The sequence below is a fragment of the Rhizobium beringeri genome (assembly GCF_004306515.1).
Lineage (GTDB): Bacteria > Pseudomonadota > Alphaproteobacteria > Rhizobiales > Rhizobiaceae > Rhizobium > Rhizobium beringeri.
On record NZ_SILG01000002.1, the window covers coordinates 513,798 to 540,052 of the forward strand.

The following is a 26,255-nucleotide window of genomic DNA, read 5'->3' on the forward strand; positions in this document are numbered from 1 at the left end:
GGACGCCTCCTGAGACACCAGTTCTCATCATTGCGAGCCGACGACACGTCCGGCCAGGCGAAACGGACTTGCGACTGCGGCGCCGGCGGCATCGAAGACATAGGCGCCAACGTCGCCGGCGCTCGACCGTCTCCCACTTTCGAAGGAGGCAAGCTGGGCGCCGAACTTGGCAAGCGATGCGTAGCGGTCGTGCCCTAACCCGTCGGACGCCTGGATCGACGTGATATCGATGACCCGAAGCCTTTCCTTTAAGGCAGCCTCCCTGATGACGGGATCGTCGATATCGAGGCGTCCGACGCGCGCCCGCTCTCCCGCTATGAAGCTCGAGGCCACCAGCGCCCGATCGTCCTTCGAAACGAGAAGAGATATCGGGACCGGCATTCGCCCGATATCCTTCAGCTGGGACCGGAAAACATCGACGTCGATGTCAGGGGCGGCCAGGATCACCGCCAGTTTACCGATGACGTCGTCGCGATGCTGCAGTTTGAGCTGGCGCACGGTCTCCATGACCAGGAATCCGCCCATGCTATGTCCGAAAAGGATGATGCGTTTCACCTTTCCTGAAGCCGAGAGCGAGGTGACAAGCGAGTCGAGGTCGCTGCGCGAGGACAGCGCCGCATCGCGGTCGGCGACATAGCCGGCGACGGCGGCGGCCGAAGGCCACGAAAACAGAATAGGAGAGCCCGGAATATTGGCGTCCGCGGCGATCTGCGCGGTGCGGAACAACGCCTCTTGATAACTATAATTGTAGCCATGGACGAAGATGCCGACGGTGCCATCTGACTGCGTGGAGCGGAGGGCCTCCTCTACGAATGCGTCCCTTGGAAGCTGCTTGCGCCTGATGACGGCAAATTGGCGTTCGGGATCCGGCCTCGAGGTCGGATATGTGATCGCGGTGTCCTTCCGGTTGGGAGGGACCGAAAACGCATATTGCTCGTAGGTGAGATTGTCAGCCCAGGCGCTCCCGAACCCGCCGCGCGCGGTGTCGGGGTTCCTGTTTGTCGCAGCGAGCACGTTTACGTGGTTCGAGGCGGCTTCATCGGATGCATTGAGATGAACCGGCAGATGGACCGGCTTCAACACACCAGCCGACGGCCTCGTGGCGCAACCGGCGAGCATCGCCAGGCCAATCGCGACCAGCATCGCCTTAGCCCCCATCGGAAACTCGTTCAAACGCTGTTCCGTCATCCAGTTCTCTCCTTGGAAGCCAGGACCTGCAGCGGCCGCCACGGCGGCCGCATGCGATTGATGTCGAAGCCCGTGCTCACGCGTCTGCCACGGCAGCGGCCTCACCGCCTTTATCCCTCGGGATCCTGAACCACGCGACGTAGAGCGCAGGCAGGAACAGCAGGGTGAGCGCGGTTCCGACGACGATGCCGCCCATCATGGCGTAGGCCATAGGGCCCCAGAAGATCTCGCGCGAGATCGGGATCAGCGCCAGCGTGGCTGCCGCGGCCGTCAGCATGATCGGCCGCATGCGGTGTTCGGTGGCCTCGATGACCGCTTGCCAGGGCGCCATTCCTTCACTGCGCAGATGTTCGATCTGGACGACCAGGATGACGGAGTTGCGGATCAGGATGCCGATGAGCGCAAGCACGCCGAGGATCGCGACGAAGCCCATAGGGGAATTGCTCAGCAGCAGCGCCGCGACCACGCCGATCAGGGCCGTCGGCGCGACGGCGAACACCAGAAAGAGGCGGCTGAAGCTTTGCAGCTGGATCATCAGGATCGTCGCCATCGCAAACAGCATCAGCGGAGCGACCGCTGCAATCGGCCCCTGCGCCTCGGCGCTGGATTCGACCGCGCCGCCCACTTCCACCTTGTATCCCACGGGAAGGTTTTTCTGGAACTCTTCCACCTTGGGCTTCAGCTGGGCGACGATCGTGGCCGGTTGCGTCGGACCGACGACGGCTGCCTTGACCGTTATGGTGGGTTGCCTGTCGCGACGCCAGATCGTCGGCTGCTCGAGCTCGTAGCGGAAATTCGCCACGGCGGAGAGAGGCACGACCTTGCCGTTGGAGGTGGAGAGCTGCAGATTCTCAAGCGTCTGGATGGAGTCGCGCTCGGATGCCCTGGCGCGGCCGATGACGTTGACCAGGTAGATGTCGTCTCGAACCTGGGTGGCCGTCGAGCCTTCGACGATGCCGTTAAGCGCGGTAGCGATGTCTTCGGAGGATACGCCGAGCTGGCGCGCCTTGTCCTGCAGGACATCGACCTTCACCACGCGGGACGGCTCGTTCCAGTCCAGGACCATGTTTGCCAGAAGCGGGTGTGATCCCATGACGCCGGCAAACTGCTGCGAGAGATCGCGGACCTTTTGAATATCGGGGCCGCTGATCCGGTACTGCACCGGCTTGCCCACCGGCGGACCGATGTCGAGAAGCTTGACGAAGGCGTCGGTGCCGGGGAAGGTTTTCGTCAGATAGGCCTGCAGTTCCGCCCGCACCTTGTCACGCACGTCGAGCCCTTTGGTGACAATGATCGTCTGTCCGAACGACACGTCGGGGGTCTGCACGTCAAAGGACAAGATGAAGCGTGGCGCGCCCTGGCCGACATAGGTCGTCCAATGATCGATATCCTTGTTGCCGGCCAGCATCTCCTTTTCGAACCTGGCCATCTGCCTGTTGGTTTCGGCGATCGAGCTGTTGTGGGGAAGGTTCCAGTCGATGACGAGCTCGGTCCTGTCCGAGCTGGGGAAGAACTGCTGCTGCACCAGCCCCATGCCGCCGATCGAAAGCCCGAAAACGCCGACCGTGAGGATGATGGTGACCCAGCGCCAGCGCATCGCCAGCCCCAGAAGCCAGGAGAAGACGGAAGCGAAGCGGCCCTTCTTCTCGTGATGCGATTTCATCGTCTTCGGCAGGATCGTGACGCCGAGAAGCGGCGTGAACAGCACCGCCACCACCCAGGAGACGATCAGCGAAACTGCGATGACCACGAAAAGCGTGAACGTGAATTCACCGGCGGCGCTGTTGTTGAGACCAACGGGAATGAAGCCGGCAACGGTGACGAGCGTTCCCGTCAGCATCGGGAAGGCGGTCGATGTATAAACATGGGTGGCGGCTTTCCTGAGATCGTCGCCCGCCTCCAGGCGGGCCACCATCATCTCCACGGCGATCATGGCGTCGTCGACAAGCAGCCCGAGCGCGATGATGAGCGCGCCGAGCGAGATGCGCTGAAGCGAAATGCCGGAATATTCCATCACCACGAAGGTGATCGCCAGAACGAGCGGAATGGAGATCGCCACCACCATGCCGGCGCGAAGACCAAGGCTGATGAAGCTGATGATCAGGACGATGACGATCGCTTCGAAGAGCGCGCGGGTAAATCCGGACACCGCTTCGTCGACAACGGCCGGCTGATCGGAAACGCGGTGGACGTCCACGCCGATCGGAAGATCAGCGACGACCCGCTTCATCTGCGCGTCGAGCCCCTCGCCGAACTCCAGAAGATTGGCGCCCTGCTTCATGCCGATGGCAAGGCCGATCGCCGACTGGCCGTTGAAGCGGAATAACGCCGAGGGCGGATCCACGTAGCCGCGTTTGATCGTGGCGACATCGCTCAGCGGAAAGAAGCGGTCGTTTATCCTGAGATTGATCGATCTCAGGCTGTCCTCGGAGGTGAATTGTCCGCTGACCCGCAATGCGATGCGCTCCGGCCCGGCGTCAACGAAGCCGGACTGCGTGACCGCATTCTGCGCCTGCAGGGTCTGGATGACCGACTGCTGGTCGATCCCGAGGGCGGCGATCTGGCGTGTGGAGAATTCGAGATAGATCGCCTCGTCCTGAGCGCCGACCACATCGACCTTGCCAACGTTGGGCACGGTCAGAACCTTGGAACGGGCGTCTTCCACGAGATCGCGAAGCTGACGCTGGGTAAGCCCGTCGCTGGTGAAGGCGTAGATGTTGCCGAAGACGTCGCCGAAGCGATCGTTGAAGAAGGGACCGACGACCCCGGTGGGGAAGTCGCCCTTGATGTCGGCGATCATGTTGCGGATGCGCAGCCAGGTCGGCGCGACATCCTTTGCCTTGGTCGTCGGCAGCAGCTCGACGAAGACGGTCGTCTGGCCGGCAACAGTCTCGCTCTTGGTGTAGTCGAGCGATTCCAGTTCCTGGAGCTTTTTCTCGATCCTGTCGGTCACCTGCCGCGTCACCTCTTCGGCGGAGGCGCCGGGCCACTGGGCGGTGATCACCATCGTCTTGATCGTGAAGTTCGGATCTTCCTCGCGGCCGAGTTTCACGTAGGAGAAGGCGCCTGCGAGAATGAAGACGATCATGAAGTACCAGACGAGCGAACGGTGTTCGAGCGCCCAGTCGGAAAGATTGAAGGACTTCACTGGCTGATCTCCTGGTCGATCCTGATGGCCTGGCCATCTTCAAGTTTATGCACGCCTGCCACGACTACCCTTTCTCCGGGGGAGAGCCCTTCGGTGACGCGAACGGTGCCGCCGTCTTCGACGTCGCCGTCGATCTTCACGCGGCGAAGCGATACCTTCCTGGCAGGCGCATCGACGATCCAGACACTCGGGCCATCGCTGCCGACAAGGATTGCCGAGGAAGGCAGGACGATCTGCAGGTCGGCGGCAATGGTCGCCGAGGCTGAGATGACGGAGCCGAGCCTGAAGGCTTCAGGTGGATCAGCGAGCGCGATCTTGGTTCTGCTCGTACGGGTAGCGGTCTCCGCCTCCGGGGCGATCTCGCGCACGACTCCCGACGTGCGGATCGTCGGAGCGAGCTGCAGCGTCACTTCGAAGGGCGCGCCGATTTTCAGTTTCTGGGCGGCGGCCTGGGGCACGTCGACCACGGCGTCGCGCTTGTCCGGTCGGGCGATGGTCACGACCGTCTGGCCGGCCGACACCACCTGGCCGACCTCGGCCGAGGTCGCCGTCACAACGCCATCGAATTCCGCCCGAAGCTGCGCATAACCGAGCTGCTCTTTGGCCTTGTCGAGATTGGCCTGCGCCTTGGCGACGGCGGCTGCGGCGGTTCGCCTTGCCTGCTCGGCCTCTTCGAGCGAGGCTTCGGTGCCGGAGCGCGACTCCAGCAGCGCGCGCTGGCGCTGCTCGGTGGTCACCGCGTTTCTGAGCTGGGCGTCGCTGTTTTCCACGTCCGACTGGGCGTTGCGCACGGCAAGCTCCAGCGCCAGCGGATCGATCGCGGCAACGACGTCATCCTTCTTAACGAGATCTCCGACATTGACGTTGCGGGCGATCATCCGGCCGAGAATCCGGAAACCGAGTTCGGTCTCGATCGTCGGTTCGATCGTGCCGGTCAGGCCCAGGCTCGTAGCGGGCGTCTGCTTGACTGTCATCGACAGCACGGGACGGGGCGCTTCCTCCTTGCTTTCTTCCTGCGGCGCGCAGGAGGAGATCAGGGCCGTGCCCACCATCAGTGCGACTATGTTGAGACGAATACTCACTTGGAAGCTTCCTTGACATAAGACACGATTTCACCCGCCCTGAGGAACTTGGTCCCGTCGGTCACCACAACATCTCCTTCCGACACGCCTGACTTCACGATGAAGCTGCCGGTCTCGTAGCCGGCGACATCCACTGCCCTTGCCGAAACCGCAGACGATGCGGGATCGACGATCCAGACGGCCGGCTTGCCGCCCTTGGACGTCATGGTCGACCAGGGAAGCTGGATGACGTCCTGCGAGACGTAATTGAATCTTCCGACGACGGGGGCGCCGAGAGGGATCGGAGCGTCGCTCGATATCGCGACCTTGACCTTGATGGTTCCGGTAGAGGAATCGATCGTCGGCGAAATCTCGCGCACCTTCGCCGCGATCTTTTGCGTCGGGTTCGACAGAAGGGTCACGGTTCCGTCGCCGTCGATCGGGCGCAGGAACGCGCTTTCGACCACCTCAAAGACGGCATCCCGGTCGCCGTCATGGGCAAGGGTAAAGACGACCTGGGCGGCCTGCGCCACCTGCCCGACCTCGGCATTGCGGGCGGTGATCACCCCGTCGGCGTCCGCCTTCAGCTCCGTATATGACAAAGTATCCTGGGCGGTTTCGAAGAGCGCCTGCGCCGACTTCGTCGATGCCTGCGCGGTCAGAAGCGCCTCCTGCGCCTGGTCGAGTGCCGCACGCGTCGTCACCTGCGTTCGAAACAGGCTCTGCTGGCGGTCATATGCGAGCTGCGCCTGGGTCTGCTGCGCCTCAGCCGACTGAAGATTGGCTGCCGCCACATCCAGGTCTGCCTTCTGTTCTTCCGGATCGATGCGGGCGAGAAGTTGCCCCGCCTTCACGGATTGTCCGACTTCCACCAGCCGCTCGATGATCTTGCCGCTGACGCGGAAGGACAGATCGGTCTGGACACGGGCGCGGACTTCTCCGGTGATCGCGCCACCTTGGACCAGCGGTTCAGGCTTGGCGACGACGACGCCGACCTGCCGTGGGGTTGGCTCAGTCGGCCCGCGCTCATCGCTGCATGATCCGAGACCGATGGCGCATGCGATTGCTGTGGCGACCAGAATGGTTCTCATAGTTGACCTCTTGCTCTCAACGGCAGCTCCTATATAATTGACTGACGCATTAGTCAATGAAACTTTGTGCCGCAGGAACGAGGGCGTGCGCAACTAGGGAGCCGAGGCAAATGGCAGCTCAGAAGAAGATCACGCGCGCGGAACAGAAAGCGCTGCGGCCCATCCAGATCCTGGATGCCGCCTTCGAGGAATTCGTGAGAAGCGGTTTCACCGGCACGCGCGTCGAAGACATCGCCGAAAGGGTCGGCGTCACCAAGGGTACGGTGTACGTCTACTTCGAGACGAAGGAGAAGCTTTTCGAAGCCATGATCCACCACTTCTCCGTGCCGTTTCAGGAACTGCTGGGGATCACCGAGGGCCTCAGCGGCAGCGCCACTGACCGGCTGCTTTCCATTCTCGGCCTGCTCTACGAACAAATCGCCGAGGATCGCACGACCCGCGAGCTGACGCGGCTCGTCATTGCCGAAGGACACCGGTTCCCCGACCTGATCGACCGCCACCACGATCAGTTCATCGAGCCGATCATCGCCAAGGTCGACGCCCTCATTCTGGAGGGTGTGGCGTCGGGGGAGTTTCGCGAAATTCCGGTGGAATTCTCCGAAATCGTGGTCGCGCCGATCCTGACGACGACGGTTCTGCGGCTGATATTCGACGACCGCCGCGTGCCCACTCCCAACAAGGAGGCCTTCCTGCGGGCCTATTTCGACCTGCTGCTCAACGGCCTGCTTGCCAAGAACTGATCGCCGAATGACGAAAAATACCGCGCCAGGCACGTAGCTTTTCTCAAGTTTTTATGTAAAAACATCGAGTTAGCCACGCCTTCGAAGGCACGGCCTCAATTCGTGGCGGAAAAATTGGAACGCAAAGTCAATCTCAAGGATGTCGCGCGCGATGCTGACGTATCGCTGAGCACGGCCTCGCACGCACTGAACGGAACCGCGCCGCTGACGATCGAGGTGCGCGAGAGGGTTCTGGATTCGGCAAAACGCCTAGGTTACCTCGACCGCCGCAGGAAGAAGGCGACGATCGCGACCTTACGCGTCCTGCTTCTCGCCATTCCCGACGATGCCGCGCCGGAGAGCGACCTCAACCTGGTGAGCTGGACGATCCTCAACGGCCTTCGCAGGGAGTGCGAGCGCCGCGGCATCAGGATCGTGCCCTTTGTCAGCACCGGCCGGCGCATTGACGGCGCCCAGGTCAGGCAGATCGCGCTGTCGGAGCGCGCCGACGGCATCGTGGTCCTGAACGATGATCAGCCGGAACTGATCCGTAGCCTCGCCTCCCCTGATATGCCCGTCGTCATCGTCAACGGCGAGGACCCGGCCATGCTGGTCGATACGGTCACGCCGGAAAACCGCTTCGGGGCAAGGCTCGGCATCGAGCACCTGCTGGCCCTCGGGCATCGCCGCATCCTGCACCTGACCTGGAAGGGCCGCACGACGATCCAGCGCCGATATGATGGCTTTTCCGATGCCTATTTCGCCGCGCAGCTTCCCGTGCCTGACGATATGATCGTCGAGGCAGAGGGATACGAGCCCCGGCACGGCGAGGCTGCCATCAACACACTGCTCGACCGCGATCCCACGATGAAAGGGGCGACCGCCGTCTTCTGCGCGGCCGACAATCTGGCGCTCGGCTGTCTGAAGGCATTGGCCGATCGCGACATTCGCGTGCCCGAAGCGATTTCCGTCCTGGGGTTCGACGACATCGTCCCCGGCGAATTCAGCCGTCCGCCGCTTTCGACGATCAGCGTTCCCACAGACAGGCTCGGCGCTGCCGCCTTGGCGCTCATCGAACAGCGGCTGATCGCCAACGATCCGCAGCGGCCGGCCCATCGCCTGGAACTCGGATGCCACCTCGTCCTGCGCGGCAGCGTCGCGCCGCCGCGCTAGATGTCTAGTTCCGGGCGTTATGCTGAATTCCCGGCATTTTCGTAAAACGGAATTGGAGAGGTCCAGGCGATCAGGTGTGAACCTCAGTGCCCCCGCAAGGGTGCATTCGCTCAAAGTGGAAAAACAACGACCAAAACGCGCCGCATGAAACAAGTTCAATGCGACGCGCTTCAGCCGGGAGGAAGAGGCGATATGGGTTCTTTCGGCGGTTGCGAAGAGATCTTTCTCCCCGCCTTGCCGTTCACTTCATGCCCGTTCCGGCGATGCCCGTGGTGATGTACTTCTGCAGGAACAGGAAGACGACGGTGACAGGCAGCAGGCTGAGGAACGTCATTGCCAGGATATAGTGCCACTGCACCGAGAACTCGCCCTGGAACGCGTTCAGACCGACCTGCAGGGTGAAATTCTCGCGGCTATTGAGGACGATGAGCGGCCAGAGGAAGTCGTTCCAACGCCAGAGCACCGAAAAGATCGCCAGCACCGCGAGAGCCGGCGCCGTCAGCGGCATGATGATGCGCCAGAAGATGCAGAATTCGCTTGCCGCATCGACGCGCGCCGCCTCTATCAGCTCGTCGGGTATGGTCAGCATATATTGCCGCAGCAGGAAGACAGCGGTCGGAGAGGCGACCGTCGGCAGGATGACGCCCCAGAGATTGTCGGCAAGCCCGACCCCGACGATGACGAGATAGGCCGGCACCATGACGACGGCGAGCGGGATCATCAGCGTCGAAATGATGATGACGAAGACCGTCGTATCACCAGCAAATTTGTATTTCGACAGGGCGAAGGCCGCCATGGCGTTGACGATCAGCGTCAGAAGCGTTGCGACGAAGGTGACGAACACCGAATTCTTGAGGAAGGTCAGGAAGTTGAAGCGCGTCAGCGGATCGGTGTAGTTCTGGGTGGCGACCGTCAGCTTCTGCACCGGCGTCATCCCCTTCACGTCGACGCTGACGGGTGGTCCCGGATTTGCGGGGTCGACCATCTGGGCCTTGAGGCCGATGCGGCGGACCATGGCCATTTCGCGCTGCTGGCCGTCGACGTTGACCTGCCAGAGGCTGAGCGGCTTGTCGAAGCCGGGCACGGTCTGTTCGACGGCGGCCCGAGGAAGCAGCGTCGGCGGAAACCGGGTGATCTCGGCGGCCGGCTTCAGCGAGGAGAGGCCCGCCCAGAGGACCGGAAGCAACACCACGAAGGTTCCGCCGATCAGCCAGACCCATGATAATATGTCGGTTATATCGATGCGTCCGGCCCGGCGTGTGCGCGTGAAAAAGCTGATCGGGTTCATCTCAGGACTCCATTCGCTTGCCGATGCGCAGCTGTATGAGGGTGAGAACCAGAAGCACCAGCCCCATGAGAACCGATGCCGCGGATGCAAGACCGAACAGGCGAAGATCGCTGCCGAATGCCATCTGGTAGATATATTGGACAATGAAGCTGTTGGCCGTGCCCGGACCGCCGCCATTGGTCAGAACCCAGGCCTCGTCAAAGATCTGGACAGATTTGATCATCAAAAGAATGAAGACGACCAAGAGGTTCGGGGCCAGCAGGGGAAGCGTGATCCTGAACAGCGTGCGGCGTGGCGAGGCGGCATCGATGGAGGCAGCCTCGTAGAGCTCCTTCGGAATGGCCTGGAGGCCGGCGAGCAGAATGAGCGTGTAAAAGCCCATGTGGAACCAGACCGACACCACGACGACGAAGAAGCGCGACCAGCCGACGTCGAGCAGGAAGATCTCCGAGGGGACGCCGATCATCTGGAAGAAGGCGTTCAGGAGCCCGTTGCGATCGAGGAACCATTTCCAGATGAGACCGATGACGACGGGAGACAGCAAGACGGGATAGAAGAACATCGCCCTGAAGAAGCCACGCGCGACGATCGCCCGATTGAGGATCAGCGCCGTGATCAGCGCCACGAGCAATGTGGCGACGACATTGAAGGCCACGAACCAGAGCGTGTTCCACACAGCCGTCCAGAACAGCGATTCCTGGCAGGTTCCCGGCTGTAGATAATTGCCGCAGGAAAGCAGCGTGCGGAAATTGTCCAAGCCGACGAAGGGGCGCTCCGACACGAAAAGATTGGTGCCGCCGGTGAAGGCGTAACCAATCGCGATCGCGATGGGAAGGAACGTGAAGATGGCGAACAGAACGAGGTTCGGCGCCAGGAACAGCCATGGCATGCGCTTGCGGCCGAAGATGCGCTCGATCGCATTCATAGGGGCTTCGACCACCCTCATCGCCGCTTCGCCTGCCTGGGACAGCAATGCACCTGCCTTGAGCGCCGCCATGTTCAGCGCCTCCCCTGTCCGGGCCGCCGGGCAAAAGCCAGGCCGCTTTCGGGATCGAACAGATGAACCCGCCCCGGGGCGGCGTCGATCAGGATGTGATCTCCAGGCGCCGGCGCGAAATGACCGGCCTCATGAATGATGATCTGCTCGTCCTGCCCTGCAAGGTTGCCATAGACATAGGTCTCGGTCCCGAGTCCCTCGTGATACTGGACGATGAACGGCAGGCCTTGCTCGCTGGACCGTGAAAAATGCGCGGGCCGGATACCGGCGAGAACGGCCTGGCCGACCGCAATGCCGGCGAAATCGACATCGCTGACGATCTTGCCGCCGTTGCCGACATCGATGGCGACGCCGCTTTCGCCGACGCCTGATACCTTGCCCTTGATGATGTTCATGCGCGGCGAGCCGAGGAAGCCCGCGACGAAGAGATTGCGCGGGCTATCGAACAGGTCCAGCGGTGCTCCGACCTGCTCGACCCGCCCGGCGCGCAGCACGACGATCTTGTCGGCCATCGTCATCGCCTCGACCTGGTCATGCGTGACATAGATCATCGTCGTCTTGATGTCGCGGTGGAGCTTGGTGATCTCGGCCCGGGTCTGGACGCGCAGCGCCGCGTCGAGATTGGACAGCGGCTCGTCGAAGAGGAAAATATCCGGTTCGCGCACGATGGCCCGGCCGATCGCCACGCGCTGGCGCTGGCCGCCCGAAAGCTGCTTCGGACGCCGGTCCAGATAGGGCTCGATCGCCAGCATCCTGGCAGCTTCGGCGATCCGTGCCTCGATCTCGGCGCGCTTGAACTTCAGGTTCTCCAGGCCGAAAGCGAGGTTCTTGCGAACGCTCATATGCGGATAGAGCGCGTAGGACTGGAAGACCATTGCAATCTTGCGCTCGGCCGGCGAGAGCGCGCTGACGTCGCGGGCCCCGATCGCGATTGCGCCGGACGTCACCTCTTCGAGGCCGGCGATGACGCGCAACAGGGTCGACTTGCCGCATCCCGAAGGGCCGACGAAGACGACGAACTCGCCGTCCTTGATATCGAGTTCGACGTCATGCAGGACTTTGACAGAGCCATACGACTTGTTGACGTTGGAAAGTTTCAGTTCTGCCATGCCCCACTCCCATCAGGTGCCGCCGTTTCGAAAACGGCGTCGTTTTTGTTCCAGCCTTCCGGCAGCGGTGTCGGCCTTTTGATCCGCACCTCATTCATCAATATCCCGGTCACTCCCGCCACGTAGACGGCCGGCATTCCTCCCGGATAGTGCTCAAGACCGATCACCCGGCCGTCCGACCCGCGGGTCCAGGCATTGGCGCGGCCGCCGCCATCGGCTTTCGGGGAAAGGTCCGCGTTCGTCGGACGCAGGTCGTAGGACCGCGCAGTGCCGAGCTGGCCGAGCTGCTGGTCTATGGAGATGCGCGCCAGCGATGCGTTGCCGATGCCGGCCGACGAGGTCGAAATGACGGTGATCGCCCCTTCCATCCGCCCGGTTATGTCCTCGACGATGAGATTTTCGATGGCGCCCGCCGTGCGTTCCGAGATGCGGTCGACAACATTGACGGTCAGCGCCTCCCCCGAGCCCCAGAAACCATCGGGGGTCTCGCGGCACTCTACCGCTATTCTCGAAAACCTCACGTTGGATATCCGGCCGCCGTCGCGGGAAAATATGCCGAGCGCCCTGTTGGAGGATGAGACGCTGCAATCCTCGAACACGACATTGGTGACGTCGCCATGCGTTTCCGTGCCGATCTTCAGCGCGCAGCTGAGGCTCTGAACGGAGCAGCGGCGGACGAGAATGTTTTCGCACCGCCCGATGGCAACACGGTCGGGACCGATGCTCGTCTTCAGGCATACGCCATCGTCGGCCGTCGATATCCGGCAGTCCTCGATGACGGCGCCGCGGCAGGCATCCAGCACGATGCCGTCCGTGTTGGGAAGGCGGCGGTCGTTGTCGATGGTCACGTTCCTGACGGCGACATCGGTGCAGTTGACGAAGTGCAGCGTCCACATCGGCGAACGGCTGATATGGACGGAACTGATCTCGACCTCGTCGCAACCCTCGAAGACGACGACGCGGGGCCGAAATTCGGCCGGGATGAAGGTTCCGACTGTCTCGTCGTCTCCCACGATGAAGCTGTCGCAACCGGCTTCGATGCGGCCCGCCCCCGTCAGGCTGATCCGCCGCGCACCGCTCGCGACGATCATGCCGCGGTCCGATTTTTCGGCGATCACCGAAACGATCGTATGCGCATAGGCCTCGTAATCCGGAACGGGACGCAGGATCGCACCGGCGGCCAAATGAAGGTCGACGCCGGATCTGAGCTGGAGCCCGCGACAGACGTGGATGCCCGCCATCAGCTCCAAGCGTCCGCCGCCCGAAGCCGACAGGCCGTCGATGGCCGACTGCAGGCGGACCGTATGGTCGCCCTCCGCCGGCTCGATCACGACAAGAGATACGGGGCTCATTGGCGCTCGCCGTTCTCGAGAAAGACTTCCGTCAGGAGCAGCATGGTCAGCGCCTGGCCATAAGGCGTCGGCACGTTGGGGATGCGCCTGTAGAAATCGAGGTCATGGCCCATCGGCGTGCCGTCCGAGACGCCGTGGACGACGCCTTCTTCGTCGATCTGCGCCAGCACAGCCGCAAGCGCGCGCTCCGCATAGGCCCTGTCGTCTTTGTCGAGAATGCCGGCATCGATGGCGCGCAATATGCCATAGGCAATGCCCGCCGTGGCCGAGGTTTCCAACGGCGAAGACGGATCGTCCAGAAGCGTCGTGAACATGCCATCCGGCCGCTGGTATGCTTTCAAGGAGCGCACCTGGCTGACGAGGACATTCGACAGAAAACGCCGGTCCTTCTCGCCGAGCGTCGGAACGAGGTCGAAGAGCTCGGGGATGGCGACCGTGATCCAGGCATTGCCGCGCGCCCAGAAGGCATTGGCGAAATTGTGCCGCCCGTTGAAGGTCCAGCCATGATACCAGAGCCCGCTGACCGGATCGGAAAGGTAGCGGGTGTGGATCACGAACTGATAGACGGCCTCGTCGATCCATTCGTTGCGTTCGCAGAGCACGCCGGCCCGGGCGAGAAACAGGCAGGCCATGAAAAGCGTATCGTCCCACAATTCACCGTCGTTGAGGCGCTCCTTGACGACGTGCTGAAAGCCGCCGTCTTCGGTCTTTGGCAGTTCCTTGACGAGCCATTCCGCCCAGTCCTCGACGAGAGCGCGAAAATCCGGACGGTCGACATGCTGGACGAGGATCGCTAGCGGCAGCATCGGCGCCGTGCTGTTGATCTGGCGCGGCGGCAGGCCACGTTCGATCTGTCCGGCATACCAGGCGACCAGTTCCTGCAGCGCTTTCTGATCATTGGTGGAAATGGCGCGCCGCAGGAAGCCGTAGAGACCGACGCCGACTTCCCAGTCCCATTCGTCGAACTGGATTCCGGAGGCGGAATTTCCCGTCACGAGACCTTCCTTGATGCCCCTGAGCCGGCTGAAAGCCGTTGCCACGCGATCGATCGTCGTCAGGAGGGCGGCGTTATCGACAGATGTTGTGTTCATGCTGGAGACCTATGTTTCAGGAGTAGAACGGCCCGTCAGTGCCGGCGCCGGAGGCTGCACTGTCGTGGGTGAGGATCGGATGCGGCTGATCGTGGGTGAAGGGCCTCGCCTCGCCGCTGATCGAAAGACCGTCGGCATAGGACAGGCAGATCGCCGGGCCGCCCGGCGGTGTCAGGGAGAGACGCCGAAGCCCGGGATCGAAGGAAACTGTCGTCTGGCACAGGCGTTCGATGAACGCCTTGAAGGCCTCGTCGTTGCCGCATCCGACGATGGCCGCCCAGCCGCAAAGCGGTCCGTGGGAGCGCGCCTCGCGGCCGGCGGTCGGGCCATCGGTGATCAGCTCCAGGCCGTTCGACGCCCAGAGGGCGGAAAATCCCCGGCCCGATCGCGCGATGAGCCACTTGTCTTCGATGATGAGATCATCCAGCCCGTCGCGGCCGATATAGGCGTGCGTCCATGCATGCCGTGCGTCGCGGGTGTCCTCGATCAAGAGGGCGACGTCACGATGCTGGGCAACGCGCGGCAGGATGCCGTTGCCGGCCCAATAGGACGGCCGTTGATTGCCCCAAGGATCGTCCTCGCCGGGATGGTTGACCCACAGCCTCGCCATGGGGTGGCCTGCCAGCCGGATGTCGAGGACATGCTGCTGATGCCCCTTCTGGCCGGTCTTGTGATCGACGACCGTCGAAAGCTGCGCCGCCTCGTTCTTGAACAGCACGAGTTTTCCGCTCTCGAGGCCCTGGCTGTAGCGCGCCTCGACGCTTCTTGACCGGTTGAGCGCCGCAAGCTCGGCCAGATCGGCGGGCGGCTCGTAGCCGCCGGCGCAGAACATCGTCAATGCCGCGACGCCGTTGTTCAGCCAGCCGGTTCCGAAGGCGACCTCGGCGAAGGGCGCAAGCTCGGTCAGCGGGCCGGCGCGCAACTCCTTGTCGTAAGCGCGGCCCTGCGATCCGGCCGGAACGCCTGCGAGCGTATGAAGGGCGATCATGCGGAAGATGAGATCGATCTGGGCGCGGGCGCGTGCTGACATCGCCGTCTCGGCCCAGCGCTCCAGCGCCAGCAGACCGATGAAATCGATCGGGTAATAGGCCGCCGAGTTCCACTCCGCCAATCCATGGGCTTCGACGCTGTCGAACCAGCGCCCGAGGCGCTCGCGGCCAAGTTCCGCCTGCTGCCGGCCCGTCCGGCCCGAGGCCGAAAACACCTCGTCGGGCAGAAGAAGTCCGGCCAGCAGCTGGCTCGTGTGAAAGCAGAGCACATGGTTCTCACTCCAGAACCACATCGCGTCGTTGCCCGGCTCGTCCACCCAGTAACGATAGGAGCGGACGGAATGCCGAATGCGATCGACCACGGCATCGGGCATCCGGTCGGCATAGGCGCCGAGCAGCCACAAGAGCGGCACCATGATGAAATCCGAGCAATCCTCCCGCGCATCGATGGAGGCGAGCGTCGCGTCGATGATGCGGTCGAAGCTTTCCTGGTCGTGGTGACCGGTTTCCATCATCGCAATGAGGCGCCCGACGCGGTTGGCTCCGAAGCGGGCGCTGTATTCCAGCGCCTGCCGCTTGCGGGCGGCGAGCGACGCCTCTGATGGCAACGGCGAAATGCTGCTCATGAAGGCGGCATCGATGACGCGCGTAACCGAGCCCGTGCCGGAGCCGATCGTCATGTGGACGCCGTGATAACCGTCCGCAATGCCGCAGACATCGTCGGCCGTGAGGCTGCTCTGATGGGCGCGCAGCGTCAATCGGGAGTGCGCGAGAACGGGCCGTTCGTGACCATGGCCAATGACCTTGATCTCGACAGGCAAGTCGCGTTCGGGCGCGGTGCCGAATATGATCTCCAGCGGCTGATTGAAGAAGACGTCGCGGGCCGGGCGCACGCCGCGGGCAAGGGCTTCCAACTCGCGGACCTCATCCTGGTCCAGCGATACGGGGAGCAGCACGCAGAGCGGCTCCTCGTCCCGCATCTCGAGCTCGAAGAACCACGTCGTGTCGCGCTCGGCCAGGTCTTCGGTGTGAACGAGAATCTGGTTGTCGCCGGCTTTAAGCGGCAGGCTGATGTCGGTTGCGCTCTCGACGTTACGCTTGAAGGGTTCGAAGCGCACCGTCTCTTGTCCGTTGACCCATATGCGAACGCCGCCGCAGGTTTTCAGTCTGAGATTGAGCGTTCGCGCAGTCTCCGTCCTGAACGTGCCTTTCAGCCATCGCCTGAGATGCGTCGGCACATGCCAGAAGCCGGTAAACTCGACGCGGCGGTTCGAGCCGGGAAGATTGAGGCTTTCGGTCGGCCAGGAGGTATCGGGCGAGAGCGGCCGCCCCACCATGGTCGACCAGAAGGCCTTGCGGCAGGGCAGGTCGCCGACATCGACGAAACCGTTGATGAAACGATAGTTCACGCGGTCTTCGGCCGGCGCGGGCTCACCGGGAAAATAGCTGGCGATGAGGCCGGAAACGGCCCATGCCGTTATCGTCTGGCCCTCAGCCACGCTGTATGCTGGCGCCATATCGTCCGGCTGCTTGATGCATTCCGTTTTCACAGACCGCCTCCTCCGCAATCCTATGAAAATATTTTCATTAGGTCATTCAGGCGCGTCATTTTTGAAAATTGCTCAAGACCATCGCTATTGCTTCAGAAAATAGCTTGACGGGACGAATGTCAAGTATATGAAATTCATTTATCGATGGCCGAGGCCGCGATTGATGAAAATGTTTTCATGGGAGGATGAAAATGAAAACCTATCTCTCAGGTGCCCTCGCAGTGGCGCTGGCAACCGTTTCTTTCGCATGGTCCGGCGCGGCCATGGCGGAAACCAAGACAATCACCTTTCTGTTCACCGACGACGACCAGGGTTACGTCGAGCGGATGGAAGCGCTCAGCAAGGAATTCGAGACGGCGCATCCCGACGTCAAGGTGAATTTCGTCTCTTCGGGCTATGATGCGGTCGCCAAGCAGCTGCCGGTGCAGCTTGCCGTCGGCGAAGGCCCTGACATCGCCAAGATCACCGACTGGCAGCTTGCCCCCTATTACCTCGACATGCGTCCCTACATGAAAGACCCGGATGGCTTCGCCAAGCTGCACGGCGACAGCCTGAACACGCTTCGTTTCCCCGGCGTCAACGATCCGCAGTCGATCAACGGCTATATCGCGTCGCAGACCTTCAACCTGCCCTTCGTCAACAAGACGCTGTTCGAACAGGCCGGCGAACCGCTTCCAAAGCCCACCGCCACGCTGAAGGACATTGTCGAAGCCTCGGCGCGCGTCGCCAAGGCGACCGGCGCTCAGATCCCCTTCACGATGGATCGCTCGGGCCATCGCTTCTCCGGCGCGGCATTCTCCTACGGCTCGAACTACGTCAAGGACGGCAAGTTCTTCTTCCCCGACGATGCCGCCAAGCGCTATGTCACGGATCTCTACGGCTGGACGAAGGACGGCTCCTTCCCGAAGGAAATGTGGGGTGCTGCCGGCGGAACCCAGTACAAGAACATGGGTGACGAGTTCGTCAACGGCAACGTCGTGACCTATCTCGCCGGCAACTGGATGGTCAATCCGTTCCAGAAGAAGATCGGCGACGCCTTCGACTGGACGGCGATCAGCGCGCCGTGCGGCGATGCCGGCTGCTATGCGATGCCGGGTGGCACCGCGATCGTCGGCTTCAAGCGCACCAAGTCTCCGGAGGCTGTGGCCGCGTTCATCGAATTCCTTGGCTCTGAAAAGGTCCAGCGTGAAATCGCTGAAAACTACGTCATCCTGACGGGCGCCGACATCAAGGACCCGCAATACAAGCTCGAGAGCAAGAATGCCAAGGAAGCGATGGCCGTCTTCCTCGGAAGCCGCAATAGCGTGCCGCAGGCAGCCCGGGACCTGGAACGTCTCAAGGGATCCTCCGCCATCTATCAGCTCATCGTCCAGAGGATGAGCCAGCTGATCGTCGGCGAGCTTTCCCTCGACGAGACCTTCAAGGCAATGAGTGCCGACGTCGACAAGGTCAACGAGGCGCTCGCCGCCAAGTAACCGGTCACGCATTGTCCCGCATCATGCGCGCATGCTGCAGCCACGGCCTCGCAACAGGGCCGTGGCTTTTTCTTTCCCCACGAACACTTCGAAGGCGTCGTGACACGAGCTTCGGGAGACGCTATAGGCGTTGTCGGTCTGCGCCAGCCTGCGGGCCCACGTCAACTCACACATGCCGGCAACCCGGTTACGTCCGGCGACCCAGCGACTGTCTACCTTATAGAGGTGCATTTCCATGCCGATGGGCTCCGAGCATCCGCTGCGAAGGGAACTTCACAACGAGCTCCACGCGCGGCCGTCGCTTTACTTCGATGGCGACACGGATGTGTGGCACGTCGCTATCGTCGGAGAAAATGTTCCTCCTCAGATACCAAATTCCCTGCCGGGACTGGAGGATGTCTCCACGACCCGCGAAGGCAACCACGGCATCGGCCGCATCGGCGACGGCCGGCTGAAGTGGGAGGCGCATACCGAGTTCCTCACCCTGACCTTCGTCGTTCCCGCATCGGCCGAACCCGGCAGCAATCCGCCGGAAGCCTTTCAGGCCTGCTGCCGCCAGATCGACGGGAAGATCATCGCGGCCGTTCGGGTGCTGGTGCGGGACGAGAAGGACGGGCAGCGTCCGGAAAAACCGAGGCTCGACTATGTCGCCTCTCAGGTCGGCGGCGGCGATGCGGAAGTGCATTCGAACTTCCGGCTGACCGACAGCGGTTTCGTCGAATTTCTGTTCTTCAACCGCAACCTCAATGCCTATCGTACCGGCCGCATGGTCAGGCGGTTCCTGGAGATCGAGACATACCGGATGATGGCGCTGCTGGCGTTGCCGATGGCGCGCGAGACGGTCTCGAAGCTCTCCGTCTTCGACCGGCGCCTCGACCTGCTGATCGCGCATATGCAGAGTGCGATCAAGGTCGACAAGGCACTGCTTTCCGAGGTGACCAGGCTCTCTTCGGACGTTCTCAACTTCTCGGCGCTCGCCCGCCACCGCTTCGGCGCGACGAAAGCCTATGCCGAGATCGTGGCGAGCAGAGTGTCGGAGCTTCGCGAGGAACGCGTCGAGCAGCGCCAGAGGCTCGGCACCTTTATCGATCGGCGCTTTCAACCGGCCGTCCGCTCGGTCGAAGCCGCCGAACGCCGCCTCGATGAACTGGCCGAACGCGTGAGCCTGGCCGGAGACCTCCTTAGAACCACCGTGCAGGTTCAGCTCGAAGATCAGAACGCGTCGCTGCTGACGTCGATGGAAGAACGGGCGCGAATCCAGGTGCATATCCAGCAGGCGGTCGAAGGCTTCTCCGTCATCGCCATCACCTACTACACCGTCGGCCTGGCGAAGATCTGTCTCGAAAGTATTTCCGAACTGGGTGTCGATCCCCACGTGGCGAAGCTCGCCGTTCTCGGCGCCATCCCGCTCGTGCTATTTGCCGTCTGGACAGCGGTTCGTCATGTTCGCAAGAGCATTGCCGGCCATTCCGCCGGTCCGGCATCAGGAAGCCACTGACGCCATGCCAGACACTCGCTCACCGCCGCCCTTTCGGACGGCGGCGTTTGCTTGCCTGCATCCGAACTTCAGGATGCCATTGCGTAGTGGCGATGTTCCGATGCCCGGCCGCTGCCCGTCCTGAACCGCCGCAGCAGCTCGGCAAGGCTTTCGGTTTCATGTGTCAGGCTCTGGGCGGCGGCCGTGGTCTCTTCGACCATCGCGGCGTTCTGCTGCGTCACCTTGTCCATCTGGTCGCCGGCAGCCGAGACCTCGCGCAGGCTCGTCGCCTGCTCGCGGGCGGCAACGGCGATCTCGGCCACGGTCGCATTCATGGCGGTGACCTGCTCGACGATCTGTTCGAGCGAGAGGCCGGATTCACCCACCAGCTGGACGCCGGTCTTGACCTGCGCCGAGGAGGTGGAGATCAGCTGCTTGATCTCCCTTGCCGCATTGGCGGAGCGCTGGGCGAGCTCGCGGACTTCCTGGGCGACGACGGCAAAGCCCTTGCCTGCCTCGCCGGCGCGTGCCGCTTCCACGCCGGCGTTCAGCGCCAGCAGGTTGGTCTGGAAGGCGATCTCGTCGATGACGCTGATGATGTTGCCGATCTTGGACGACGAATTTTGAATTTCCGTCATCGCGTCGATGGCGCGGGCAACGATCTCGCCGCCCTTTTCGGCATTGGTGCGGGCGGTTGCCACGACACCCTGGGCGCGGCTCGCACCCTCCGCCGTTCCGTTGACGCCGCGGGTCACGTCACCCAGCGCCGCGACGGTCTCCTCCAGCGAGGCTGCCTGCTGCTCGGTGCGGCGGGCGAGATCGTTGGACGCCGTGGAGATTTCCGCAAGGCCGGACCGAATGGTGGCGACCGCGCGAATGACGGAGTCGACCGCCTCTTCGAGGCTCGCGACCGAATTGTTGAAATGATCCCGGATCCGGACATAGCGATGGTCGACTTCGCCGACGCGGACGGTGAGATCGCCCTTGGAAAGCGCGTCCAGCCCCACGGAAATCTGCCGGAAGGCATGCTCCATCACCTGCGCATCGCTGAGCCGTTCGGCCTCCTGGCGGAGTCGCTCTTCTTCGGCGGCCAGGCGGGCGCGTTCGGCATTGGCTTCGGCGATCAGTTTGGCACGCCCGGTCTCCTGGAAAACCTTCAGCGAACGCGCCATGGCTCCCAGTTCGTGGCGGTGCTCGACGCCCGTTATCACGATCCCTTCCTCGCCGCGGGCAAGCTGCTCCATGGACTGTGCCATGTTACGGACCGCCGAGGAAATCAGCCGGCCGACGAAATAGGAAAGCACGAGGCCGATGACGATCAGCAGCCCGCTGATGACGAGCGTCGTACTGGTCGCGGAGGCAACCGTTGCGTCTACCGAACCGTCCAGGGTCTTCTGCGCGCCGGTCACCGCCGCCTGCAGATCCTTGAATTCGCCTGATATCTTCGGCGCCAGCACGTTCAACTGCGTCTGGCGGATATTGCCGGAAGCCTGCAGCACCTCCTTCATGTCGCCGAGACGCGCGGTGTAGTTCTGCATGAGCTGGCCGGCGCCCATCAGGCGCTTCTTCTGCAGCTCGTTCTTTGCGGCCTTGGCCGCGGCATCGTTGAGCGCGACCGCTTCGGCGAGTGCTGCCTGCGCCGTGTCATAGGCGGCAAAATCGTTGGAATGCACGAAGCGTTCGGAGAAATAGAGGCTGCGGTTCAAGGCCTCCAGCGTCGCCGCCGTCATTTGCAGCAGGGCCACGTCGTTCTGGCGCCAGGCGCTGCGCACGACGTCGTTGAGCGCGATGCTGGTCCAGGGGCCGAATTCAGTGACCTTGGAGATCAGCATGTCGCGCCGGGCCTGAAGGGAAACGATCTGCTCGAAAGCCTTGCCATAGGCGGTGATCTCCTGACGGATCGACGCAAGGCCGGACTGCAGGTCCTTGTTGCCGGCAAAACGCGGGTCTTCCGCCTCGAAGGCCTTCACGCCGGCGCGAAAGCTGTCGACGACAGCCTGTGTCGGCGTCGAGCGGAAGGCTTCCGCCGACATCTGAATCTCGTTGAGCTGGTCGCTGTAGTCCGAGATGGCGAGACTTTGACCGACCGTGGCGCGATAAGACGCGAAGATCGAGGCGAGCCCATTCATGCCCGAGATCGCGCTGACCGTGAGCAGGCTCATCAACAGGATCAGCGGCACGAAGCCGGAGGTGATCTGTGCGCGAATGCCGAATTTATTCCAGAAATGCAACATCATAGTCCTCTTATGCTCACTGGCTCTTCGGCAGATAGGTGGCAATGTTCTCAGGTGTGACGAGTTCGAAGGGAACGTTGTTTTCGCGCGGCACCTTCTCTTTGCGGATCAGCTTTACGGCGGCGTCGACAGCGGCAGCACCCTGCCCGACGGCGCTCTGGAGAATGGTCACGTCGAGATCGCCGGCCACCATTGCGGCCAAGGCATCGTCGGTTGCATCGACACCGGCGACGACGACGTCCTTCATCGGGATATTGTTCTTCTTCATGGCGCGGATCGCGCCGAGCGCCATCTCGTCATTATTGGCGATGACCGCGTCGAACTTGACGCCGGCCGACAGCCATTCCTGCATCTGCTGGTCGGCATAATCGCTCGACCAATAGGCCGCCTGCCGCTCGACGATCTGAAGGCCCTTGCAATCCGGGGTGGCAATGACGTCGGAGATATCCTGGGTGCGGGCACGGGCGGCGGCGTGGAAGGGTTCGCCCATCAGCACGACGACGCGGCCTTTGCCTTTAAGGAGCGCGCAGACCTGCTTGGTCTCCAGCGTTCCGGATTCCTTCTCGTTGGAGGCGACCACCACCTGATTGTCCGGCAGGTCCAGCAGGTTGGAAGGAACGTTGTTGATGTACACCAACGGAATGCCGGCATCTGCCGCCATCTTGGTCATTTGCGGTCCGAGGTCGCCATCGGAGACGGCGAGGATGATGGCGTCGACCTTGTCGGCAATGAGCTTCTGCACCTGCTGCTTCTGGAGTTCGTTGTCGCCCTTGGCGTTCTCGGTGACGAGCTTGAGGCCGGATATCGTCTGCCCATGCGAGACGACGCCGTTGAGAAGCGCCGTTCTGAATTTGTCGAGATCGGACATCGAAACCCCGATCGTCTGGGCATTGGCGGCAGAGAACGAGATCGCCAAGGCGATGGATGCAAGCGTGGCCGTTTTCATGAATTCCCCTGCGCAATTCGAATATGAAATGCGTTATTTCAAATTTTGGTTAAATTTTACTTTTCGACCGGAAGCAAAAGTTAAGCGCGAGGATATGATCTTGGGCGGCAGGCGCGCCGTCTTCGGCGGCAATCGCCCGGACTTGAAGGGCATCACATCAAACTTGATGCGATGCGCTTAAATCTTTGTTCTTATGACGATGTTGTCCGAAAACCGCTCACACTTCGGCATCATGCTCTAGCGTCCGCCGAAGCCGGAGCTGACGGTGATACCCTTGTAGATCACCCTCTGCAGCACGATGGCCAGGATGACGCCGGGCAGCATGGAGATCGTTGCGCCGGCCATGATGTAGTTCCACGCGGTGCCTTGCTGTGTCTGGAACAGGGTGAGCCCGAGCGGAAGCGTGGCTTTTTCGATGCCGCTGGTGGCGATCAGCGGCCAGAGGAAGCTCTTCCACTGCGCGATGAAGGTGAACAGCGACAAGAGGCCGATGGCTGGCATGGCAAGCGGAACGATGACCGTGACCAGGATGCGCAGGCGCGAAGCCCCGTCCATCATCGCCGCCTCGTCGAGATCCTTGGGAATGCCGAGGATGAACTGGCGCAGCAGAAACGTGCCGAAGGAGCTGAAGGCGACCGGCAGGATCATGCCGTGATAGGTGTTGATCCAGCCGAGCTTGCTGACGATGAGGAAAAGCGGGATGACCAGCATGACCTGCGGGATCATCAGCGTGCTGAGATAGGTGAGCAGCAGCCCCTCCCGGCCGGGAAATTTCAGCCGAGCAAAAGCGTAGGCAGACAGGCAGGAGACCGCAATCACGATCGCGGTGACGCCACAGGCGACCACAAAGGAATTCAACAGGAAGGTTCCGAACGGCAGGGAAACCACGGCTTCGACGAATGTTCCCCAATGATATTCCTCGGGGAAGATGCGGACCGGCACGGCCATCACCTCGGCATTGGAGCGCACCGCGTTCGACACCATCCAGAAGAACGGGAAGAGGAAAAGCAGCGCGATCACCGAAAGCCCCGTGCAACTGGCGAAGGAGCCGATGCGCCGCAATAGGCGGTGACGATGCTGGGACACGGAATGCGGATGCCGTGAGGTCGGATCAGTCGTCATAATGCACCCATTTGCGCTGCATGTGGAACTGCAGGATGGTGAGCGCCATGATCATGACGAACATCACCCAGGCGAGAGCCGAGGCATAGCCCATCTGGAAATTGGTGAAGCCCTTCTGGTAGATGGCAAAGCCAAGCGTCGCCGTCGCCGAGCCCGGCCCGCCGCGCGTCATCGCAAAGATCTCGTCGAAGATCTGCAGCGAGGTGATGGCCGTCATCACGGTGCCGAAGAAGATGGTCGGCGATATGAGCGGCAGGCGGATGCGCCAGAAGCGCTGCCAGGCATTGGCGCCGTCGATCGTCGCCGCCTCGAGATAATGCTTCGGCACAAGGTCGAGCGCGGCGTTGAACATCACGACGTTGTAGCCGACATTCGCCCACAGGGTGACGAGCACGATCGCCTGCATGGCCCAGCTCGAGCTCAGCAGGAAATTCGGCAGGCCGAGGCCGAGCGCGCGGATGATGGTGTCGGCCAGCCCGTCCGGTGTGAAGATGAGCAGCCACACTACCGACGCCGCGATCGTCGGCGTGAAGGTCGGCAGGAAGAAGATTACCCGGAAGATCGCCTTGCCGCGCTTCAGGCTCGATATCCAGACCGCCAGCGTCAACGAGATGACGAGGTTCAGCGCCAGATACTCGACGGCGAAGAACAGCGTGTTGCGCAATATTGTGTAGAACGCCGGATCAACGGTGAAGAGCCTGATATAATTCTGAAAGCCGACGAAGGACGGCGTCGAGATCAGCTGCCAATTGGTAAAGCTGAGCGCCAGCGACGCCACGATCGGCAAGGCCATGAAGACCATGAAGCCGAGGAAGCTCGGCAACAGGAACAGCATGGCTGTCTGCGTCTCCGGCTTCAGGAAGCGCCGGGGCCAACCGGGCTGCAAGGGAACTTCGGCAACAGCGCTTTGCGACATGTCTTCCTCCATGCGCGGCAGGTCCTGCCGCGGCGGGCACTAGCGCGTCCTGTCGGACGCGCTCGCTTTATTGCTGCGCGAGGCTCTGGATGGACTCCATCGTCTGCTTGGCATCGGCGCTGCCGGCGAAAGCCGGCGGGAAATACTGGTTGAAGAGGTTTTCCACCGCCGCCCAGTTGTTGGTGATCACGTAGGGCACGGAATGCGCCAGGGAATAGTCAATGGCCTCGCCACCATTGGTGATGTCCTTGGCCGCCACCTTGTACCAGGCGGATTGCGCCGCCGTGCGCGCCGGCAAGGCGCGCCCCCCTTCGGCAAGATAGGTCAGCGCTTCGGGGCTTGTCAGCACCTGAATGGCCTTCCAGGCCGCATCCTTGTTCTTGCTTGACGTGGAAATACCGAAGCCGGAGCCTGCTGTGACGGCCGAGAGTTCGCCTTCGTCGCGCGGCAGGGTGGTGAGGCCGATCTTGAACTTGGCCTGGTCCTTCATGCCGATGATCGACCAGGGGCCGTCGATATACATGGCGACATTGCCCGAATTGAACCGCCCCTGGACGACATCACCGGGATCCGCGCCACCCGAAGGAACCAGCGGCGCGATCTTATCCTTGGCGGCGAAACCGATCACTCTCTCGGCGGCGGCAACTGCGCTCGCACTGGTCAAGTCAAGCTCGCCGGCGTCGTTGACGTATTTATCGCCCCAGGCCGCGGCCAGGACCGAATAGTTGGTCGGAGTGATACCGAAGCCATACTTGCCGTCCTTCGTCAGCTTCTTGGCGGCATCGGTGAACTCGGCAAGCGTCCAGCCCGGCTTCGGCAGCGGAACGCCGGCGGCTTCGAGCGCGTCCTGGTTATAGTAGATGACCCACGGACCGACATCGTAAGGCAAGCCGTAAAGCTGCTTATCGACGGACATGCCGCCGATGATCGACGGTGTGAAGGCGCCGACGTCGAACTTATCAGCCTCGACCCGGTCATTCAGGGGCTCGAGCAGCGAATAGAAGTTCGGCATGCGCAGCGACTGCATGGAAACGATGTCGGCGAGCTGTCCCGATGCCGCCAGCACCGGCAGCCGCGTCCAGTAATCGACCCAGCCCGTCGTCGTCAGCGTTACCTTGATGTCGGGATACTTGGCGGTCACCATCTCTGCCAGGTGTTGCCAGCTCTTGGTGTCGGTTTCGGAGCCGGTCCACATCTGCCAGGTCAGGTTGACCTGCTCGGCCGATGCGGCTGTGGCAAAAAGACTGCTGCCGATAGCGGCAAGCAAAAGCGTTTTCTTCAGAACCTTCATGGGTTTCTCCTCCCTCCATGAACGCAAAGGACACGCGA

General features: G+C 62.2%; 19 protein-coding genes. 4 read left to right on the forward strand and 15 right to left on the reverse strand.

Features of this window, described 5'->3' with window-relative positions; all coding sequences use genetic code 11:
• Positions 1-27: 27 nt before the first annotated feature.
• From ELH03_RS26055 to ELH03_RS26070, 4 genes are all read right to left on the reverse strand, one after another.
• The gene (locus ELH03_RS26055) at positions 28-1,188 is read right to left on the reverse strand and encodes an alpha/beta hydrolase (protein WP_128401432.1); all 1,161 of its coding nucleotides are present in this window, start codon (positions 1,186-1,188) and stop codon (positions 28-30) included.
• Positions 1,189-1,264: 76 nt separating this feature from the next.
• A complete protein-coding gene (locus tag ELH03_RS26060) occupies positions 1,265-4,336 on the reverse strand; it encodes an efflux RND transporter permease subunit (RefSeq protein WP_128401433.1) in 3,072 nt (1,023 codons plus the stop codon).
• Entirely contained in the window at positions 4,333-5,418 is a 1,086-nt protein-coding gene (locus ELH03_RS26065; protein ID WP_128401434.1) for an efflux RND transporter periplasmic adaptor subunit, read from the reverse strand. Before ELH03_RS26065 ends, ELH03_RS26060 begins: the two co-directional genes overlap by 4 nt.
• Positions 5,415-6,488, reverse strand: coding sequence for an efflux RND transporter periplasmic adaptor subunit (locus ELH03_RS26070; RefSeq protein ID WP_128401435.1), 1,074 nt, complete (start codon positions 6,486-6,488; stop codon positions 5,415-5,417). The genes ELH03_RS26065 and ELH03_RS26070 overlap by 4 nt, the downstream gene beginning before the upstream one ends.
• A gap of 110 nt (positions 6,489-6,598) precedes the next feature.
• Here ELH03_RS26070 and ELH03_RS26075 point away from each other — a divergent pair, with 110 nt between their 5' ends.
• Both ELH03_RS26075 and ELH03_RS26080 read left to right on the forward strand, forming a co-directional pair.
• The gene (locus ELH03_RS26075) at positions 6,599-7,228 is read left to right on the forward strand and encodes a TetR/AcrR family transcriptional regulator (protein WP_128401436.1); all 630 of its coding nucleotides are present in this window, start codon (positions 6,599-6,601) and stop codon (positions 7,226-7,228) included.
• Between the two features lie 114 nt (positions 7,229-7,342).
• Complete coding sequence (locus ELH03_RS26080; protein ID WP_128401437.1) at positions 7,343-8,380, forward strand: LacI family DNA-binding transcriptional regulator; 1,038 nt, start codon at positions 7,343-7,345, stop codon at positions 8,378-8,380.
• A 241-nt stretch (positions 8,381-8,621) separates the two neighbouring features.
• On the opposite strand, the gene ELH03_RS26085 is transcribed toward ELH03_RS26080, so the two are convergent.
• Genes ELH03_RS26085 through ELH03_RS26110 form a run of 6 tightly spaced genes read right to left on the reverse strand, consistent with a single transcriptional unit; the run spans position 8,622 to position 16,756 of the window.
• Complete coding sequence (locus ELH03_RS26085; RefSeq protein ID WP_128401438.1) at positions 8,622-9,668, reverse strand: carbohydrate ABC transporter permease; 1,047 nt, start codon at positions 9,666-9,668, stop codon at positions 8,622-8,624.
• A 1-nt stretch (position 9,669) separates the two neighbouring features.
• A complete protein-coding gene (locus ELH03_RS26090; protein ID WP_130766903.1) occupies positions 9,670-10,665 on the reverse strand; it encodes a carbohydrate ABC transporter permease in 996 nt (331 codons plus the stop codon).
• Between the two features lie 2 nt (positions 10,666-10,667).
• The gene (locus ELH03_RS26095; protein ID WP_130766904.1) at positions 10,668-11,774 is read right to left on the reverse strand and encodes an ABC transporter ATP-binding protein; all 1,107 of its coding nucleotides are present in this window, start codon (positions 11,772-11,774) and stop codon (positions 10,668-10,670) included.
• A complete protein-coding gene (gene pglB, locus ELH03_RS26100) occupies positions 11,762-13,126 on the reverse strand; it encodes a polygalacturonase PglB (protein ID WP_130766905.1) in 1,365 nt (454 codons plus the stop codon). Before pglB ends, ELH03_RS26095 begins: the two co-directional genes overlap by 13 nt.
• A complete protein-coding gene (gene bglB, locus ELH03_RS26105) occupies positions 13,123-14,217 on the reverse strand; it encodes a beta-galactosidase BglB (RefSeq protein ID WP_128401441.1) in 1,095 nt (364 codons plus the stop codon). Before bglB ends, pglB begins: the two co-directional genes overlap by 4 nt.
• Before the next feature lie 16 nt (positions 14,218-14,233).
• A complete protein-coding gene (locus ELH03_RS26110) occupies positions 14,234-16,756 on the reverse strand; it encodes a hypothetical protein (RefSeq protein WP_128401442.1) in 2,523 nt (840 codons plus the stop codon).
• A 191-nt stretch (positions 16,757-16,947) separates the two neighbouring features.
• Here ELH03_RS26110 and ELH03_RS26115 point away from each other — a divergent pair, with 191 nt between their 5' ends.
• Together ELH03_RS26115 and ELH03_RS26120 are read left to right on the forward strand one after the other, a co-directional pair.
• A complete protein-coding gene (locus ELH03_RS26115; protein WP_164902051.1) occupies positions 16,948-18,231 on the forward strand; it encodes an ABC transporter substrate-binding protein in 1,284 nt (427 codons plus the stop codon).
• Positions 18,232-18,466: 235 nt separating this feature from the next.
• Positions 18,467-19,729, forward strand: a complete 1,263-nt coding sequence (locus ELH03_RS26120) for a DUF3422 domain-containing protein (protein ID WP_128401443.1) — start codon at positions 18,467-18,469, stop codon at positions 19,727-19,729.
• 68 nt (positions 19,730-19,797) lie between these two features.
• Here the strand turns inward: ELH03_RS26120 and ELH03_RS26125 are convergent, their stop codons facing one another.
• The 5 genes from ELH03_RS26125 to ELH03_RS26145 form a co-directional block, all read right to left on the reverse strand.
• Complete coding sequence (locus tag ELH03_RS26125) at positions 19,798-21,942, reverse strand: methyl-accepting chemotaxis protein (RefSeq protein ID WP_128401444.1); 2,145 nt, start codon at positions 21,940-21,942, stop codon at positions 19,798-19,800.
• A 16-nt stretch (positions 21,943-21,958) separates the two neighbouring features.
• Positions 21,959-22,888 (reverse strand): substrate-binding domain-containing protein, encoded by a 930-nt coding sequence (locus ELH03_RS26130; protein WP_128401445.1) that lies wholly within the window; start codon positions 22,886-22,888, stop codon positions 21,959-21,961.
• 237 nt (positions 22,889-23,125) lie between these two features.
• Positions 23,126-24,010, reverse strand: coding sequence for a carbohydrate ABC transporter permease (locus ELH03_RS26135; RefSeq protein ID WP_130766906.1), 885 nt, complete (start codon positions 24,008-24,010; stop codon positions 23,126-23,128).
• Positions 24,000-24,926, reverse strand: a complete 927-nt coding sequence (locus ELH03_RS26140) for a carbohydrate ABC transporter permease (RefSeq protein WP_128401447.1) — start codon at positions 24,924-24,926, stop codon at positions 24,000-24,002. The genes ELH03_RS26135 and ELH03_RS26140 overlap by 11 nt, the downstream gene beginning before the upstream one ends.
• A 67-nt stretch (positions 24,927-24,993) precedes the next feature.
• Entirely contained in the window at positions 24,994-26,217 is a 1,224-nt protein-coding gene (locus ELH03_RS26145; protein WP_128401448.1) for an ABC transporter substrate-binding protein, read from the reverse strand.
• Positions 26,218-26,255: the final 38 nt, after the last annotated feature.